Source organism: Streptomyces sp. NPDC001750, from assembly GCF_042892615.1.
Classification (GTDB): Bacteria; Actinomycetota; Actinomycetes; order Streptomycetales; family Streptomycetaceae; genus Streptomyces.
The window spans coordinates 422,976-436,806 of the sequence record NZ_JBIAUE010000004.1; the positions used below are offsets into that span (position 1 = coordinate 422,976).

The 13,831-nt window shown below is 71.2% G+C and carries 10 protein-coding genes, 1 tRNA gene and 3 pseudogenes; 6 read left to right on the top strand and 8 right to left on the bottom strand.

Annotation, left to right across the window (positions count from 1 at the left end; all coding sequences use genetic code 11):
- Positions 1–193: 193 nt before the first annotated feature.
- A pseudogene (locus ACFYY6_RS10095) lies at positions 194–597 on the bottom strand (transcriptional regulator); the annotation flags it as partial.
- A 363-nt stretch (positions 598–960) separates the two neighbouring features.
- Here ACFYY6_RS10095 and ACFYY6_RS10100 point away from each other — a divergent pair.
- Entirely contained in the window at positions 961–1,257 is a 297-nt protein-coding gene (locus tag ACFYY6_RS10100; RefSeq protein ID WP_266737179.1) for a GYD domain-containing protein, read from the top strand.
- Between the two features lie 166 nt (positions 1,258–1,423).
- Here ACFYY6_RS10100 and ACFYY6_RS10105 read toward each other — a convergent pair.
- Positions 1,424–1,498, bottom strand: a tRNA-Val gene (locus ACFYY6_RS10105).
- Between the two features lie 266 nt (positions 1,499–1,764).
- Between ACFYY6_RS10105 and ACFYY6_RS10110 the strand changes: the two genes are divergently transcribed.
- The 4 genes from ACFYY6_RS10110 (at position 1,765) to ACFYY6_RS10125 (ending at position 5,314) form a co-directional block, all read left to right on the top strand.
- The gene (locus ACFYY6_RS10110; RefSeq protein ID WP_351524163.1) at positions 1,765–2,538 is read left to right on the top strand and encodes a DUF4097 family beta strand repeat-containing protein; all 774 of its coding nucleotides are present in this window, start codon (positions 1,765–1,767) and stop codon (positions 2,536–2,538) included.
- Between the two features lie 71 nt (positions 2,539–2,609).
- On the top strand, positions 2,610–4,070 hold the full coding sequence (locus ACFYY6_RS10115; protein WP_389192524.1) for a hypothetical protein: 1,461 nt from the start codon (positions 2,610–2,612) through the stop codon (positions 4,068–4,070).
- 272 nt (positions 4,071–4,342) lie between these two features.
- A complete protein-coding gene (locus ACFYY6_RS10120) occupies positions 4,343–4,930 on the top strand; it encodes a DUF4383 domain-containing protein (RefSeq protein ID WP_386607277.1) in 588 nt (195 codons plus the stop codon).
- A gap of 156 nt (positions 4,931–5,086) precedes the next feature.
- Positions 5,087–5,314, top strand: a complete 228-nt coding sequence (locus ACFYY6_RS10125) for a zinc ribbon domain-containing protein (protein ID WP_351524160.1) — start codon at positions 5,087–5,089, stop codon at positions 5,312–5,314.
- 255 nt (positions 5,315–5,569) lie between these two features.
- Here ACFYY6_RS10125 and ACFYY6_RS10130 read toward each other — a convergent pair.
- From ACFYY6_RS10130 to ACFYY6_RS10150, 5 genes and pseudogenes are all read right to left on the bottom strand, one after another.
- Positions 5,570–5,923: pseudogene (locus ACFYY6_RS10130) on the bottom strand (O-methyltransferase); the annotation flags it as partial.
- 202 nt (positions 5,924–6,125) lie between these two features.
- A pseudogene (locus tag ACFYY6_RS10135) lies at positions 6,126–6,431 on the bottom strand (O-methyltransferase); the annotation flags it as partial.
- 267 nt (positions 6,432–6,698) lie between these two features.
- Positions 6,699–7,568, bottom strand: coding sequence for an HAD family hydrolase (locus ACFYY6_RS10140; protein WP_351628064.1), 870 nt, complete (start codon positions 7,566–7,568; stop codon positions 6,699–6,701).
- Positions 7,565–10,396: a phosphoribosyltransferase domain-containing protein gene (locus ACFYY6_RS10145; protein WP_389192527.1), complete on the bottom strand. Its 2,832-nt coding sequence runs from the start codon at positions 10,394–10,396 to the stop codon at positions 7,565–7,567. The genes ACFYY6_RS10140 and ACFYY6_RS10145 overlap by 4 nt, the downstream gene beginning before the upstream one ends.
- A gap of 29 nt (positions 10,397–10,425) precedes the next feature.
- Positions 10,426–11,589 (bottom strand): HpcH/HpaI aldolase/citrate lyase family protein, encoded by a 1,164-nt coding sequence (locus tag ACFYY6_RS10150; protein WP_351523908.1) that lies wholly within the window; start codon positions 11,587–11,589, stop codon positions 10,426–10,428.
- 219 nt (positions 11,590–11,808) lie between these two features.
- On the opposite strand from ACFYY6_RS10150, the gene ACFYY6_RS10155 reads away from it, so the two are divergent.
- Complete coding sequence (locus ACFYY6_RS10155) at positions 11,809–12,738, top strand: TerD family protein (protein WP_389192530.1); 930 nt, start codon at positions 11,809–11,811, stop codon at positions 12,736–12,738.
- Between the two features lie 160 nt (positions 12,739–12,898).
- Here the strand turns inward: ACFYY6_RS10155 and ACFYY6_RS10160 are convergent, their stop codons facing one another.
- A complete protein-coding gene (locus tag ACFYY6_RS10160) occupies positions 12,899–13,633 on the bottom strand; it encodes a Tellurium resistance (RefSeq protein ID WP_351523912.1) in 735 nt (244 codons plus the stop codon).
- Positions 13,634–13,831 lie beyond the last annotated feature (198 nt).

Here is a 13,831-nt window from a genome sequence, read left to right on the forward strand (position 1 = left end):
CCCCCGGCCGCAATCGTCCGGGGGACCGGTTCAGGCTCTCACTTGTGACTTCTCACTGTGGTCGCGGACGGTTCCGAACCACCGGCATCCGCTTTGTGAGGCCCGCGGTGACGGCCGGTCAACTCTTCTCTGTCGGCGACGTACCGACTGCTGGTCCTGGTCCCGGCCGCGTTCACCGGCACCCGGTGCGCGTCGCGTACCAGGTGATCTCAAGCTGATCGAGCGTCGGCACGCGTACTCGCATGCTGCTTCCGGATTCCCGGCGGCGGCCTCCACCGCGGCGAGATCGCCGTAGATCACGGTGCGCTGTTCGTCCTCGGTACGGGGCAGGTCGTCGAGCACGCCGAGGAGAGTCGTGCGCGCCTGTGGCAGGTGCCCGGCCGTCAGCTGGGTTTTCCCCTTGAAGGCCGCCGGCCGGACAGCGCTGAACCAGTCGAGCCACTCAGGGGTCGCATGCTCGGCGCCTGTCGCGAGGACGCCCTCGGCGTGCCCGATCGGGTGCAGGGCAGTGCGGACGTTTCCGCATCGGGTCTCGCAATCGGCCTCGACGGCGTCGAGCCAGGCCAGGTGGGTGGCGGAGGCGGGACGGCGGGAAGCCGTGAGCCACATGGATCGGCTGCTCAGGAGCCCCCCGGGCGTGAGTGACCGCCCCCGTTGATGTCAGAAGTAGACGTCAAAGGCCCCCAGCCATGATCGGCTGAGGGCCTTTGTGCTGGTGGGCGCGGGACGCCGTGAGTTCGATCCGCGATATCAGCGGCCCTGGATCGCTACAACTGTATGACTGCATCTGGTCCGCAGAGAACCGCGGCGACCGTTGGTGGCCGCTGTCGTTGATGTCAGCTTGCCCCTCGATGCCTGTGGTCGCTCGTATTGCTCGTCCGGGTGCATATCTCGTGCAGGTTCTAGCCCAGATGTCCAGGCTTGGCCTCACGATGTGTCTCCTCGTGAAGGTGAAAGAACATGCCGACGTACGTCACCTTGCTGAGCTGGACCGATCAAGGTGTCCGAAACTACAAGGACACCGCAAAGCGCTCCGAGGCCTTCGGGTCAGCGGTACAGAAGCTCGGGGCGAAGCTCCTGAGTATCTACTGGACCGTCGGTCCGTACGACCTCGTGGCCATCGTCGAGGCGCCCGACGACGAAACTGCCACGGCAGCACTCCTGCAGCTCGGTGGGGTGGGCAACGTCCGTTCCACGACTCTGCGGGCCTTCGGCCCAGAGGAGATGGAGCGCATCATCGCCAAGGCGGCTGGCTGACGACCCACGTCGTCCAGGACACCCAGCGCGAGGCAGTGAGTCACCTGGACAGCATGCTCAAGCGGCGTCCCGGCTGTGAGCGACCACGCCCATGGCTGACCGCCCCCGTTGATGAAGAAGTAGACGTCAAAGGCCCCCAGCCATGATCGGCTGAGGGCCTTTGTGCTGGTGGGCGCGGACGGTTTCGAACCGCCGACATCTGCTTTGTAAGAGCAGCGCTCTACCCCTGAGCTACGCACCCGTGGATGAACCAACAGGGTACATGGCCGATCGACCACGGTCACAAGCGGTCCCGGGCCGACCGGACGCGGGGCCTGAGCGGTCGCCCCGTCGGCGGTGGCGGCGCGGGGACGGTGAATGGGGCTTCGGGCCGGAGGCCGGGTGGTGGGGGGTTATCCCCACCCCGATCATGGTGGCCGACCGGATTCCGGCGGGCCGGGTCGCCTACGTACGGTGAGGTCACACCGTTGGGGACCACCCGGCGTAACCGTGGGGGAATGGATCATCGTGACAGTCCGCACTCGTGCTCTCATCGCGTCCGGCGGGGCCCTGCTCCTGGGGCTGGCCGTCAGTGGCTGCGGAAGCTCGGACCCCGGTGACGCGCCCGCCGAGCACAAGTCGTTCGCCCTCGGCGGGGAAACCGGGAAGGCACTGACCATCGACGCCACCAACACGACGCTGGAACTCACGCCCGGCGATGTGCGCGAGGTCGAGGTGACCCGGCACGTCGACGGCTGGGTGTTCGCCGGGAGCGGGCCCGAAGCGCAGTGGGGGCTGCGGGACGGCACGCTGACCCTCCGGGTGAAGTGCCGGGCCCTGATCAGCGACTGCTCCTCGCGGCACCGGGTGAAGGTGCCGCGTGGCGTGGCGGTGACCGTCAAGGGCGGCAACGGAAGGATCACCGCGTCCGGCTTCGACACGCCTCTCAAGCTGCGCAACAACAACGGCTCCGTCACCGTCCGGGACTCCAGCGGGCCGCTCTCGCTGGAGAGCAACAACGGAACCCTCGACGCGGAAGGGATCTCGGCGGCGTCCGTGTCGGCGAAGTGCGACAACGGCAGGATCCGGCTCGGCTTCGCCTCCGCCCCGGATCTCGTCGAGGCCCGCAGCCACAACGGGAGCATCACCATCGGCCTGCCGAGCGGTTCCGTGAAGTACGCGGTGAGCGCCACCGCCCGCAACGGAAGGACCTCGGTGGACGTACCGCGCAGCGACGACAGCTCTCATGTGGTGGAGGCCCGGAGCAACAATGGCCGGATCACGGTTCGAACCGCGAACTGATCGGCCCGTGTGTTCGTCCATACCTGGTGGGACAATGTACCGGGCAGGGCGGAACGGCACGGGAGAGGGATGTGACGGCGACACACGCGCGGCCGCAGTCGAGAGCGGGTGGGGATTCCGCCGTCGGTGACACCACCGCCAAGGGCACCACCGCCCGGCGTTCGAACTCCAGAAGTTCCGCCGTCGCGCGTTCCGGGGGCAGCGCTCCCGGAGCGCTCAGGGACGTTGTCGCGCTGGTCCTGCTCCCGGTGCCGCTGCTCGCGGCGGCCCTGCCCGCGGCGTTCGCCGGCGGGGGTACGAGGCGTTGGTTCGGCGGGCGCGGCGGGAACCAGCGCGCCGACGCGCAGGCCGCGAAGGACGCCGCGGCCGCCGCCTTCTACGAGCTGGACACGGCCCAGCGCGATCTGCGGATCTCGATCGAGACGATCACCGCCGTCGACAGTTCGCCCGACGCGCGCAAGGCCGTCGACGACTTCGACGCCCTCGGTCGGCGGATCGACGAGGTCAGCCACCGGTACATCACCGCGGTCGACGCGCACGATCTCGACCGGGACGATCTGGAGCCGGCCGTCGCCGCCAGGGCCAGGACGGAGCTGACCGCGGCCAAGGACGATCTGGTACGGGCCAAGGGCGAGCTGGACCGGTTCGCGCGAGGCCTCGGGCCGCTCCTGGGCAAGGCGGAGACGCAGCTCGCCCGGCTCGCACCGGCCGTGGAGCGGGCACGGCAGGCGCTCCTCGGTGCGAGCAACGCTCTCGACGCGGTGCGGGCGTCCGGGCTGCGGGCGGACGACCTCGCCGCGCGGCTGGCGGCCCTCGCCCCCGAGCTGACCAAGCTCAACGAGGGCGCCGGGCGGCACGGTGTCCAGGAGACCCTGCAACGCGCCGACCGGGTGCTGCGTGACGCCGAGGCGGTACGTGCCGACGCGGACCGGCTGCCCGCACGGGCCGCGGAGATCGACCACCGGCTGGTGTCGCTGCGTACGCGCGCCCAGGCGCTGACGACCCGGGCGGCCTCGGTGGAGCCGGTGCTGAGCGAACTGCGGCGGCGTTTCTCGGCCGCGTGCTGGCAGGACCTCCAGCCGGTCCCCGAGCAGGCGGCTGTCAACGTGCGGCAGGCCGAGGAGAAGCTGAAGGAGGCCACCCGGGCGCGGGACGAACAGCGGTGGGCCGACGCCACCTCCCGCCTGAGCACGGCACGCGCCCTGCTGAACGCCACGGACGAAGCGGTATCCATGGCCGGCGACCGGCTGAACAGGCTGAACGACGTGGCCAAGGATCCGCAGCAGGAGATCCAACGGACCCGGTTCACGATCAGGGACGCCCAGCGCTTGGCCATGGCCGGACGCAACACCCCCGATCCCCGGCACGCCCGCCCACTGGACGACGCGGTGGCCCGGCTGGAGCGCGCCGTCGCCGGACTCGACGAGCACCACCCGGACTACTGGCGCTTCCTCACCGAGACCGAGGCGGTACGGCGCACGGCCGCGCGGGTGGTCTCGGAGATCCGCGAGGAGCGCGGCGCGGGCGCCTGATCCGGGCCGTCGGAAAGGCAACTTGCCCGCCCGGCCCGTCCGACCGTGGTTCCCGCCCGCCCCGGGGCCCCGTTCGACCGAGGCCCCGGTAGTCCGACCGGAGTCCGGTGCGCGCTGCCTCGCGCCCCGATGCCCTCCCTCAATGCCCTCGCACCTCCGTGGCCTCCGGGGGCATGCGTGCCTTCTGGATGCGTGCCTGTGCTGATGTGCACCCGCGCCGCCCTCGGCGGATCCTGGGAGTACGTCTGAAGGAGGCACCCAAGGAGGCCGACATGGCCACCCACGAACTGCACGCCACCGGACGCCGGACTCCTCGACGCGGCCGCCCGAGAACCACCCGGTTCGACAAGCACCTCCCGGTCGATTACCGGCTCAACCGCGTCTACCGGGTCGGGGCCGGGCTGATGGGACTGGTGCTGCTCGCCTTCGGGATCCTCGGGCTGATGGACAGGATCGGCTTCTTCAACACCGGGGGCGCCACCGTCGCGGGCCTCAACACGAACGGGGCGCTCAGCGTCCTGTCCGTCTGCGTCGGCCTGCTGCTCTTCGCCGGAATGGTCATCGGCGGCAACTTCGCCTCGACACTCAACATGATCCTGGGCGTGGCCTTCATCCTCAGCGGCTTCGTCAACCTCGCGCTGCTCGACACCCGCTTCAACTTCCTCGCCTTCCACCTCCAGAACGTGCTGTTCAGCTTCGTGGTCGGCCTGATGCTGATGGTCTTCGGGATGTACGGACGGGTCAGCGGCGGACTCCCTCACGACAACCCGTACTGGCGGGCCCGCCACCCGGAGGAGGTCGAGCGCGAGCTGCGGGAGAGTCGGAGAACGGCGACGATGCCGGGCGTCCACCGCCCCTGACGCACACTCGCGCGCCCTCCCGCTCGCCTTTCACCGCGCCCTTCCGCTCACCTCTCCGCGTACCCCCGTACGCCTGCCCGTGCGCCCGCGCCCGCCGCCGTCGCGGGCCGGAGTCGAGCCCGCCCGCCGTCGGCCGGTGCCGGATAGCCTGGGGGCATGCCTCGTTACGAGTACCGCTGCCGCTCCTGCGGAGACACGTTCGAACTCAGCCGCCCGATGGCCCAGTCCTCGGCCCCGGCCTCCTGCCCCGCCGGGCACCCCGACACCGTGAAGCTGCTCTCCACCGTCGCCGTGGGAGGGTCGTCCGCCAGGTCGGCAGCACCCGCCGCCCCGTCGGCGAGTGCCGGGGGCGGGGGCTGCTGCGGGGGCGGCTGCTGCGGCTGAGCGCGTTTCGGCGACGCAGGGACACAGCAACGGGGCGGGGGCGTCGTGGGACAGTCCCGCCCCGCGTCCCCGACCTCCCCGGACAGAACAACTAGTGCTGTGACCGGGAAGGTTTGCCGGGTGGCTCGCGGCGTCCGGTGCGGTACATCGCAAGGCGGAGCATCGTCCGCGTACTGGACGTACGCGGGTGATGCGACAACACCGCGAGGTGCCGTGCCGGGCGTCGCGAGCCGGTGGACCTTCCCGGTCGCAGCACTAGCGCTTGCGGGAGAGGCTCAGCCCGTCGGACACGGTCAGCATCACGCTGTCCATCCGGGGATCGGCGGCCACGTGATCGTTGAACGCCTGGATCGCCGCCGCACTGCCGGTCGCCCGCGGATCGGTCACCAGACCGTGGAAGAGCACGTTGTCCGCGACGAGGAGGCCACCCGGCCGCATCCGGGGCACCAACTCCTCCCAGTACGCGATGTAGTTGCCCTTGTCCGCGTCCAGATAGGCGAGGTCGATGTGCGGCTCTGCCGGCATCGCCCGCAGCGTGTCGAGCGCAGGGGCGATACGGAGGTCGATCCGGTCGGCGACTCCGGCACGCTCCCACGCCTCACGGCCGTAACGGCCTCGTCCACGATTGTCAGCGGCGTCGCGGTGTCTGGGACCTCCGCCTCCGGCGTTGTCGTCAGTCCCCGACGCTCCTTCCCCAAGCTCTCAGCTGCTTTCGAGCAGGGGAGACCCCATCCGACTCCCTCCTCCGCCTTGGATTCGAAGGCCCCAGACGCCGCTCCTTCCTCCACTGCCAATCGTGGACGAGGTCGTAAGCGGTCCACTCCTCCGAGATGTCGCAGGCGATCAGCCGCCCGTCGGCGGGCAGTGCGCGCGCCATCGCCAGGGCGGAGAAGCCGGTGAACGTGCCGACCTCCACGATGTGCCGGGCCCCGGTCAGCCGGACGAGGAAGGCGAGCAGCGGGGCCTGCTCCTCGGCGGACTGCATGCCCGCCTGCTCGGGCAGACGGGCGTACGTGGTCTCGACCAGCTCCCGCTGCACCGCGTCGAGCGGCGGGTTGTGGGCCAGCATGTACGCGTACAGCTCGTCCGTGATCTTGGTCTCGTTGCCCTTGGTCATCACGCGCTCCTGTTCGGTCCCACTGCCCCCCGTCCTGGGTCTCCCGGGTCCGGCTCCCGGACCCCGGACCCCGACGCTCTTCCGGGCTCCCGGGGCTCCCCCGGGCCTGATGCTCCCCGGGCTCCGGACCTTCCCAGGGCCTGAGTGTCCTCCAGGCCCGGCTTTCCGGACCGCCGTGTCCCCCACCCGGCTCAGCGCACGAGCCGGTACCGGCGCACGCCCCGGCTCAGTGCTCGCCCGGTGTCAGCGCACAGCGCACGCCCCGGTTCAGCGCGTCCGCTCCGGACGGGGCCCGGGGAGGAGGTCCGGGCCCGAGGCCCGCAGGAGATGCCGGAGGATCGCCTCGCCCGCGGCCACCCCGTCCTCGGCCGTCACCTGGACGTGCGGGGCGTTCCAGTCGGCTTCGGCGAGTTCTCCGTGGGCCGGACGCCAGGCGTGGTCGGCGGCCAGGAGCAGATCGGCGTCGAGGACGCTGTCACCGGCCGCGAGGGTGCGCGTGGCACCCGTGCGCCGGGCGACCTCGCGCATGGCGGCGCTCTTGGTGAGCGGGGCCGGTACGGCGTAGATCTTGCGGCCCTGGAGAGAGACCGTCCAGCCGCGGCTCCCCGCCCACTCCCCCAGCTCCTCGACCCAGCCGTCGGGCAGCAGCGAGCGTTCCACGACGAGGTACGCGAAGAGGTCCTCGGCCACGCGCTCCTTGAGCACCCAGGCGGGGTCGGCCGCGGCCAGGAGACGGGCGCGGACCTCGGCGAGCGAGGCCGACTCGGCGGCGAGCCTGCGGGAGACCCGGGCCTGCCAGTCGCGGTCGGACTCGCCGTCGACGAGAAGGTGCCCGCCGTTGGCACAGATCGCGAACCGGGGTGCGGGGCCGGGGAGGCGGACGCGCCCGTACTGCTCACGGGTACGGGTGGTCGTGGGGACGAAGACCGTGGTGCGGGCCAACTCGTCGAGCAGCGCCGCGGCCGTCTCGGTCAGGTAGGAGAGCGGCTTGTGCTCGTACACCTCCACGCAGAGCAGGCGGGGGGCCTCGGCGTCCGGCACGGCGAGCCGGAGCGCCGCCGCGGAGTAGATCAGGGTGCGGTCGAGATCGCTGGCGACCAGTGTCGTGGCGGCGCGGGACGCGTCCGGTGCGGTCACTTCGCCTCCACCGCCCTGCCGTTCGCGCCCGTCGCGCCCCGTGTGTACTTCGGGTGGATCAACCCGACGCAGGTGTACGGGAGTTCGTCGACCTCCTCGATCGGTACCCCGCGCTGCCGCGCCAGCAGCCGGATGTGGTCGAGATCCGCGCCCGCGCCGCGCCTGGCGAGGATCTTCCACGGGACACGGCGCAGCAGTACGCGGGTGGTCTCGCCGACGCCCGGCTTGACCAGGTTCACGTCGTGGATGCCCTGCTCCTCGCTGATGCGTTCCACCGCGGCCCAGCCCTCCCAGGTGGGGGTCCGGTCGGCGACGAGCAGTGCCGCGACCTCCGTGTCCACGGCGTCGGCGACCTCGTCGAAGCACGCGGTGACGGTGTCGAGGAAGTGGCCGGACACATCGCTGCCCGCGAGTTCCCGGTAGAACTTCGCGCCGTGGAAGTCGTCGGCGCCGACCAGGTCGGAGCGGAGGACCGTACGCGAGACCAGCCCGGAAACAGTGGAGTTGAGGCAGGCCGACGGAATCAGGAAGTCCTCGCGGGTGCCGTAGGTGCGCACGCAGCCACCCGGGTCGGCCAGGACCGCGATCTCCGGATCGAAGCCCCCGGAGCCACCGGGCCTCACGACGCCCTCGGCCTCCTCCGGCCCCTTCGTACCGTCGAACTCGGCCAGGGCCTCGGCGAGTTCGCGGGTGATCGCCCCCTTGCCGGTCCAGCCGTCGACGAAGACGACGTCGGCCGGGTCGTGGTGGGCGGCCAGCCAGCGCAGGGCGTTGGCGTCGATGCCTCGGCCGCGCACGATGGAGACGGCGTAGTGCGGCAGGTCGAGGCCGTGCCGATGGCGGGCCCAGCGGCGCATGAGGATGCCGACGGGGGTGCCGGCCCTGACGAGCGAGACCAGGACGGGGCGTGAGGTGCGCTCGGCGAGAACGGTCTCGGTGACGGTGCCGACGGCACGGGCGACTCGGGCGGCCGACAGCCCCAGCGCCGCCTTGAACAGACTCTGATACTCGGCGGACGGCTGGTACTCGACGGGCAGCGACTCGGCGTAGTGCGCGCCACCGCTCTGTATCGCCTCCTCGCGTTCCTCGACCGGCGCCTCCAGTTCCACGTGCGAGAGGTCCTGGAGCAGCCAGCCGACCTCGTCCGGTGCGTAGGAGGAGAACGCGGGGCCGCGGAGGGGCTCGGGCAGCACGGTGGGGGGCTCCTGCCGTTCGGAGACGTATGAGTCGGACACGTACGGGTCGGGTGCATCGGACACGTACGGGTCGGGGGCACCGGGGTCGGAAACGTTCGGGTCGGGGGCGCGCGAAGGGATGCACGGCGGGGCGTACGAGGGGACGTACGACGGGACGACCGCGAGCAGGACGTGGTCGGTGTAGGCGGCGAGCCGGGCCAACAAGCCGTCGGGCGCGTGGAGTTCGGGCGTGTCGGCGGCGGAGTCGACGGTCACGACCACGGCGTCGAACCCGGCGCCCGCGACGTTGTACGCGTACCGGTCGCCGGGCCCGTCGGCCGGGTTGTCGTGGGCCGGGAAGACCAGTCGGCTGCGTATCGCGTAGCCCGGATCGTCCACGGCGAGGACGGGGGAACGCGTGGTCGTCGAGTAGCGCACCTCGGCGTCCGTACGCTCCTCCAGCGCCGCGGCCAGTCGGAGAGGCGCGTACATCAGCTCCTCGAAGCCGAGGACCAGTACGCGGCGGGCCCCGCCCAGTGCGGCCGCGACACGGTCGGCCATGGCCGGGAGCGCCCGTTCCAGGACGGCCCGGTGGGCGGGGGTGAAACCATGACGCCCGCCGTCGGGCACACCGGCCGGCCACCGGAGGTCGACCCGGGTGCACGTGCGGCGCTCCGTCCCGACGACCGCCTCCGAACCAGGAGAATCCGCTTCCGGACCGGGGAACCCCGCCTCCGGACCAGGAGAATCCGACCTCGGACCGGGAGAATCCGGGTCCGGGAGCGTGAAGTCCGTCTCCGGACCTGAGGACTCCCCTTCCAGGCCGGGAGACTGCGCCTCCCGGCCGCCGGAACCGGCCTCCTCCTGCGCGGCGACCAGCGCACGGCCCTTCTCCAGGACACCGTCCGGGAGCGTGACCGTGCCCGAGCACCGCGCCACCAGGTCGACGCGCGCGCCGATCTCCGCGGCGAACGCGGCCAGCCGTACCCGGTCGGCGGGTGAGCGCATGTCCACCAGGGCCACGACGACGTACCGCCCGCGCGGGTACCGCTCGTGCAGGGCACGGATGGTGTTGAGCACGGTGTTGCCGGTGGAGAACTCGTCGTCCACCAGCACCAGCGGCGCACCGGCGGCGGCACTCGACTGCTCCGCGACCGCGGCCGGCGCATCGGCGACCGCGCCCGGTGCCTCGCCGTCGCCCCGGCCGCCCGCCAGCAGGGCGGGGTCCTCCGGGAGCAGCAGATGCGAGGTGGCGTGCGAGTGCGACTCCTCGAAGCCGCCCGCCCGCGCCACTCCGTCGACCGGTCGGCGCGTCGAGTGGAGGTACGGCGCCACGCCCAGCCCGTCCGCGACCGCGTGCCCGAGGCCGGTGGCCGTCTCCGCGTAACCGAGCACGACCGCTCGGCGCGCCTCGGCCTCGCCGAGGAGTGCCCGCACCCGTCGGCCCAGCTCGAATCCGGCGCCGTACACCACGGAGGGCTTCTGCGGCACGTGCTTGCCGAGCACGTTCGACACGAGCAGATGGGCCCGCTTGGGGTTGCGGCGCAGGGCGAGGCCCAGCAGTTCCCGTAGCTCCCGGTCGCCGTCGGGCCTCCCGTCACCGACCAGTTCGACGCCCAGTCGTTCCGTGACCCAGCTGCCCGACCACACCATGCCCGTCGTCCGCTCCTCGCCCGGGGCCCTCATTCCACGACCCCCGCGGCCAGCAGCTCCACGAAGCCGACGTCCTCCCGTGCCACGCCGAAGACCTCGGCGCGCTGCAGGGTCCGCTCGGCCCAGGCGCGGTGCGGCTTCACCTCGTTCATCTTGTTCGTGTACGCGGAGCGCATGACGCCGCCGCCGTCGCGTTCCGGCCGCAGGATGTCCTGGGCGTCGCTGAACTCTTCGTGACTGACCACCGACAGCGCGTGCACGGGCGCGACGTGCGACGGATGGATGCAGGTCTTGCCGAGGAGGCCGTTGGCCCGGTCCAGCTCGATCTCACGCAGCAGACCGTCCAGGTCGTGCTCGATCAGCGCCGTGCGCAGCTCCTCGGCGCGGCCCTCCAGAAAGGGGCTGCGGCGCAGCTGCGGTTTGAACATGCGCTCCTGGAGCCGGAAGTACTCCCACACCGGTCCGGTGATCGTGAAGCCCGTGCCGTCCGCCCGGCCCAGCACGTTGACGACGTCGGCGATGACGGCGCCGACGATCTGTACGTCGTAGGCCGTCATGTCGGGCGGTCTGCGCAACCCGTACGCCGAGCAGAAGTCGGTGACGCCGAGCCGCAGCGCGAGCACGCGTTCGCGGTACTTGTCGACGGTGCGGGCTATTCCCCGCAGCGTTTCCCGGCGTGTCTCCAGGTGCAGCAGCTCGGGCGATTCGAGAACGGGCATCGCGAACAGTCGCCGTCCGCACGCCTTTTCGGCCTGGAAAACGGCCTCCATGAAGGGCGTGCCACGCTCTTCCGTGAACTTCGGAAGTACAAATCCAGACAACAACCGGACGGTGTTGCCGAGTCGGCGCACCAGGTCGTCGACCTGCCCCGGTTCCCGGACCCGGATGAAGAGCAGGGGCAGCTCGGCGCCTCGCGCATCGAGGTCGGCGAACTGCCTGACCAGGTTCTCCTCGGCACCGACGACCTCGGAGTCGTCGATGGAGTCCTCCAGGCAGAGCACCATCGACACGACTCCGCGCGCGACCTGCTTGATGATGTCGTCGGCGAGCCTCGGTCTGGTGGCGGGGCTGTACAGAGTCGCCCCGAGAGCGGCCGAAAGCACATGGGAGGGCGAATCCGCCCCGAAGACACAGGGCTCCCGGAAGAACAGCCTCTCTCGGGCCGCGGGCGCAACATGCCCGAAATGACGCATCTATTTCCCCTGTACTGCCTGACCGACCGAAGAACACATGGCCGGTAATAGTACGTACGGACGAGTGTCAAGAGTTCCCCATGGGCATGAACTCCGGGTAACTCGTCCATTTACCGACCACGCGGCGTACGGCGAACGGCCTGGTTCCGGGCCGCCCCGGAGACACCCGTGCGACCCCCGCGTTGTCCGCGCGGGCAGCCAGAAGGCAGGATGACGGGCATGACGCACGCGATGGTGAAAGGCTCGAACGTCCCTCTGGACGCCATGGCCGTACGGGCCGTGCTGCGCTGGACACCGGGCACCGGGGTTCCGGACGTGGACGCCTCGGCCCTGCTGCTGGGAGCCGACGGACGCGTGCGCTCGGACGAGGACTTCGTCTTCTACAACCAGCCCCGCCACCCCTCCGGCCTGGTTCGACGGCTGCCGAAGCGCAGTGTGCCCGAGGGGCTCACGGACAGTATCGAGACCGATCTCACCGCGCTCGACCGCTCGGTGGACCAGGTGATCATCGCCGCGTCCTCCGACGGCGCCGCCTTCGCCCAGGTGCGCGATCTGCGCATCCTGCTGTACGACACGGCGGGCACCGGCGAGGAGCCGCTCGCCGTCTTCGACGTGCGGCCCGAGACCGGCGAGGAGACGGCGATCATCTGCGGGGAGCTCTACCGGCGCGGCGATGGCTGGAAGTTCCGGGCCGTGGGGCAGGGCTATCCGACCGGACTGGTCGGCCTGGCGACCGCTTTCGGCATCTCGGTCGACGAGACGGAACCCGCCCCGGCCCCCTCTGTGTCCTCGGTGGCCGCGGTCACGTCCCCGGCGCCCTCCCTCATAGCCGCGGCCCCGCCCGCGCCCGCGTTCCCGCCGCCCGCGCCCGCGTTCCCGCCGCCCGTGCCCGCGTTCCCGCCCGCCCCGGCGCCCGGCCCCGACGCTCAGGTCACGGTCCAGCACCAGCAGCCCGGATACGGCTACCCACAGCCCCCGATGGCCCACCCGGCCCCGCAGCCGGTCGTCCCTCCACCCGCCTACGGGTACCCGCAGGCGGGTGCGGCCCAGGCCGCCTACGGCTATCCGCAGCCCGCCCCGGCCGCCGCGCCCGCTCCCGACCCGCACTTCGTGCTGCCTCCGCAGGGACCGCAGTTCGTACGGCAGTGACACGGCGCCGGAGCGCCGCGCGCCCGGCACCGGGGCGTCCCGTCACGGACCGGTCGCGCCGCCCCGGTACGGACCGGCCACGGTCCGGCGTCCGCGCTCGGGTCCAGGACGTGCGGCCGCGCGCGGCTCTCGGGTCCGGGGCCGGGGGCGTGTGCCGCTCTCAGGTCCGGGACTTGTAGCCGCGCCCCCACTGCATGCCCCAGCCGTACATGCGGTCCAGCTCCGACTGGAAGCCGTACACGAACTTCACCTCGCGCCGCACGACGAACTCGTCCTTGGAGTTGTCGACCGTGAACACCGCGCAGGAGCGCGCCTCCGGGGCGTCCTCGTCGAGTTCGATCTCGATCTGCGGCCCGTTGCCGGGGTAGAGCGTCACCTTGGCGTGCGTGCGGTCGAAGGCCGGCGTCTGGTCGTAGATGTAGACGAAGAACAGCAGCCGCTTGAAGTGCTCGCGCTGGTCGAGATTGATGTAGACGGTCTCGCCGGACGGCGCCCCGAAGCGGTCGTCCCCGCTGAGCCGTATGTACGGCGGTGCGTTCAGGTCGCCCAGAAGGTTGCCCAGCGGCTGGACCACTCCCCTGGTTCCGTCCTTCAGCTCATACATGCAGCCCAGGTCCAGGTCCACGTTGACCATCCCCTGGGTGTGCGCCTGGACGACATCGGGCTGGAACATCTTCAGGGGGCGCAGCAGCCTGCCGCTCTGCCGTGATCTGCCTTCTATGTCGGACGTGCGCATGCGCCAGGAGAGGTTGACCCGCAGATTGCCGTTCAGCGCGCCGTTCTTGGTCAGCGAGACCGTGGCGTTCCGCTTGGAAAGCACGATCGAGCTGGTCAGCGCGTTGCCCGACTCGAACTGCGGCTGCCGCCCCGGCCATAGATTGTCCAGGAACCCCATCCCCAACCCCCACGTCTCTCGGTTCTCTCGATCGGAACTGCCCCGGCCCGTGCCCCGGCCAGATGGCGATGGCCGTCCCATGCCGCGCACGGTCCCCACATCACCGCGGGGCGGGCCGCCGGGCCGGTCCCGGATGTCTCCGGAGAACCGTCGCCACGCGGACCGCCCCGCTGAGAGCGTTCCTCATTCCCCACCGGG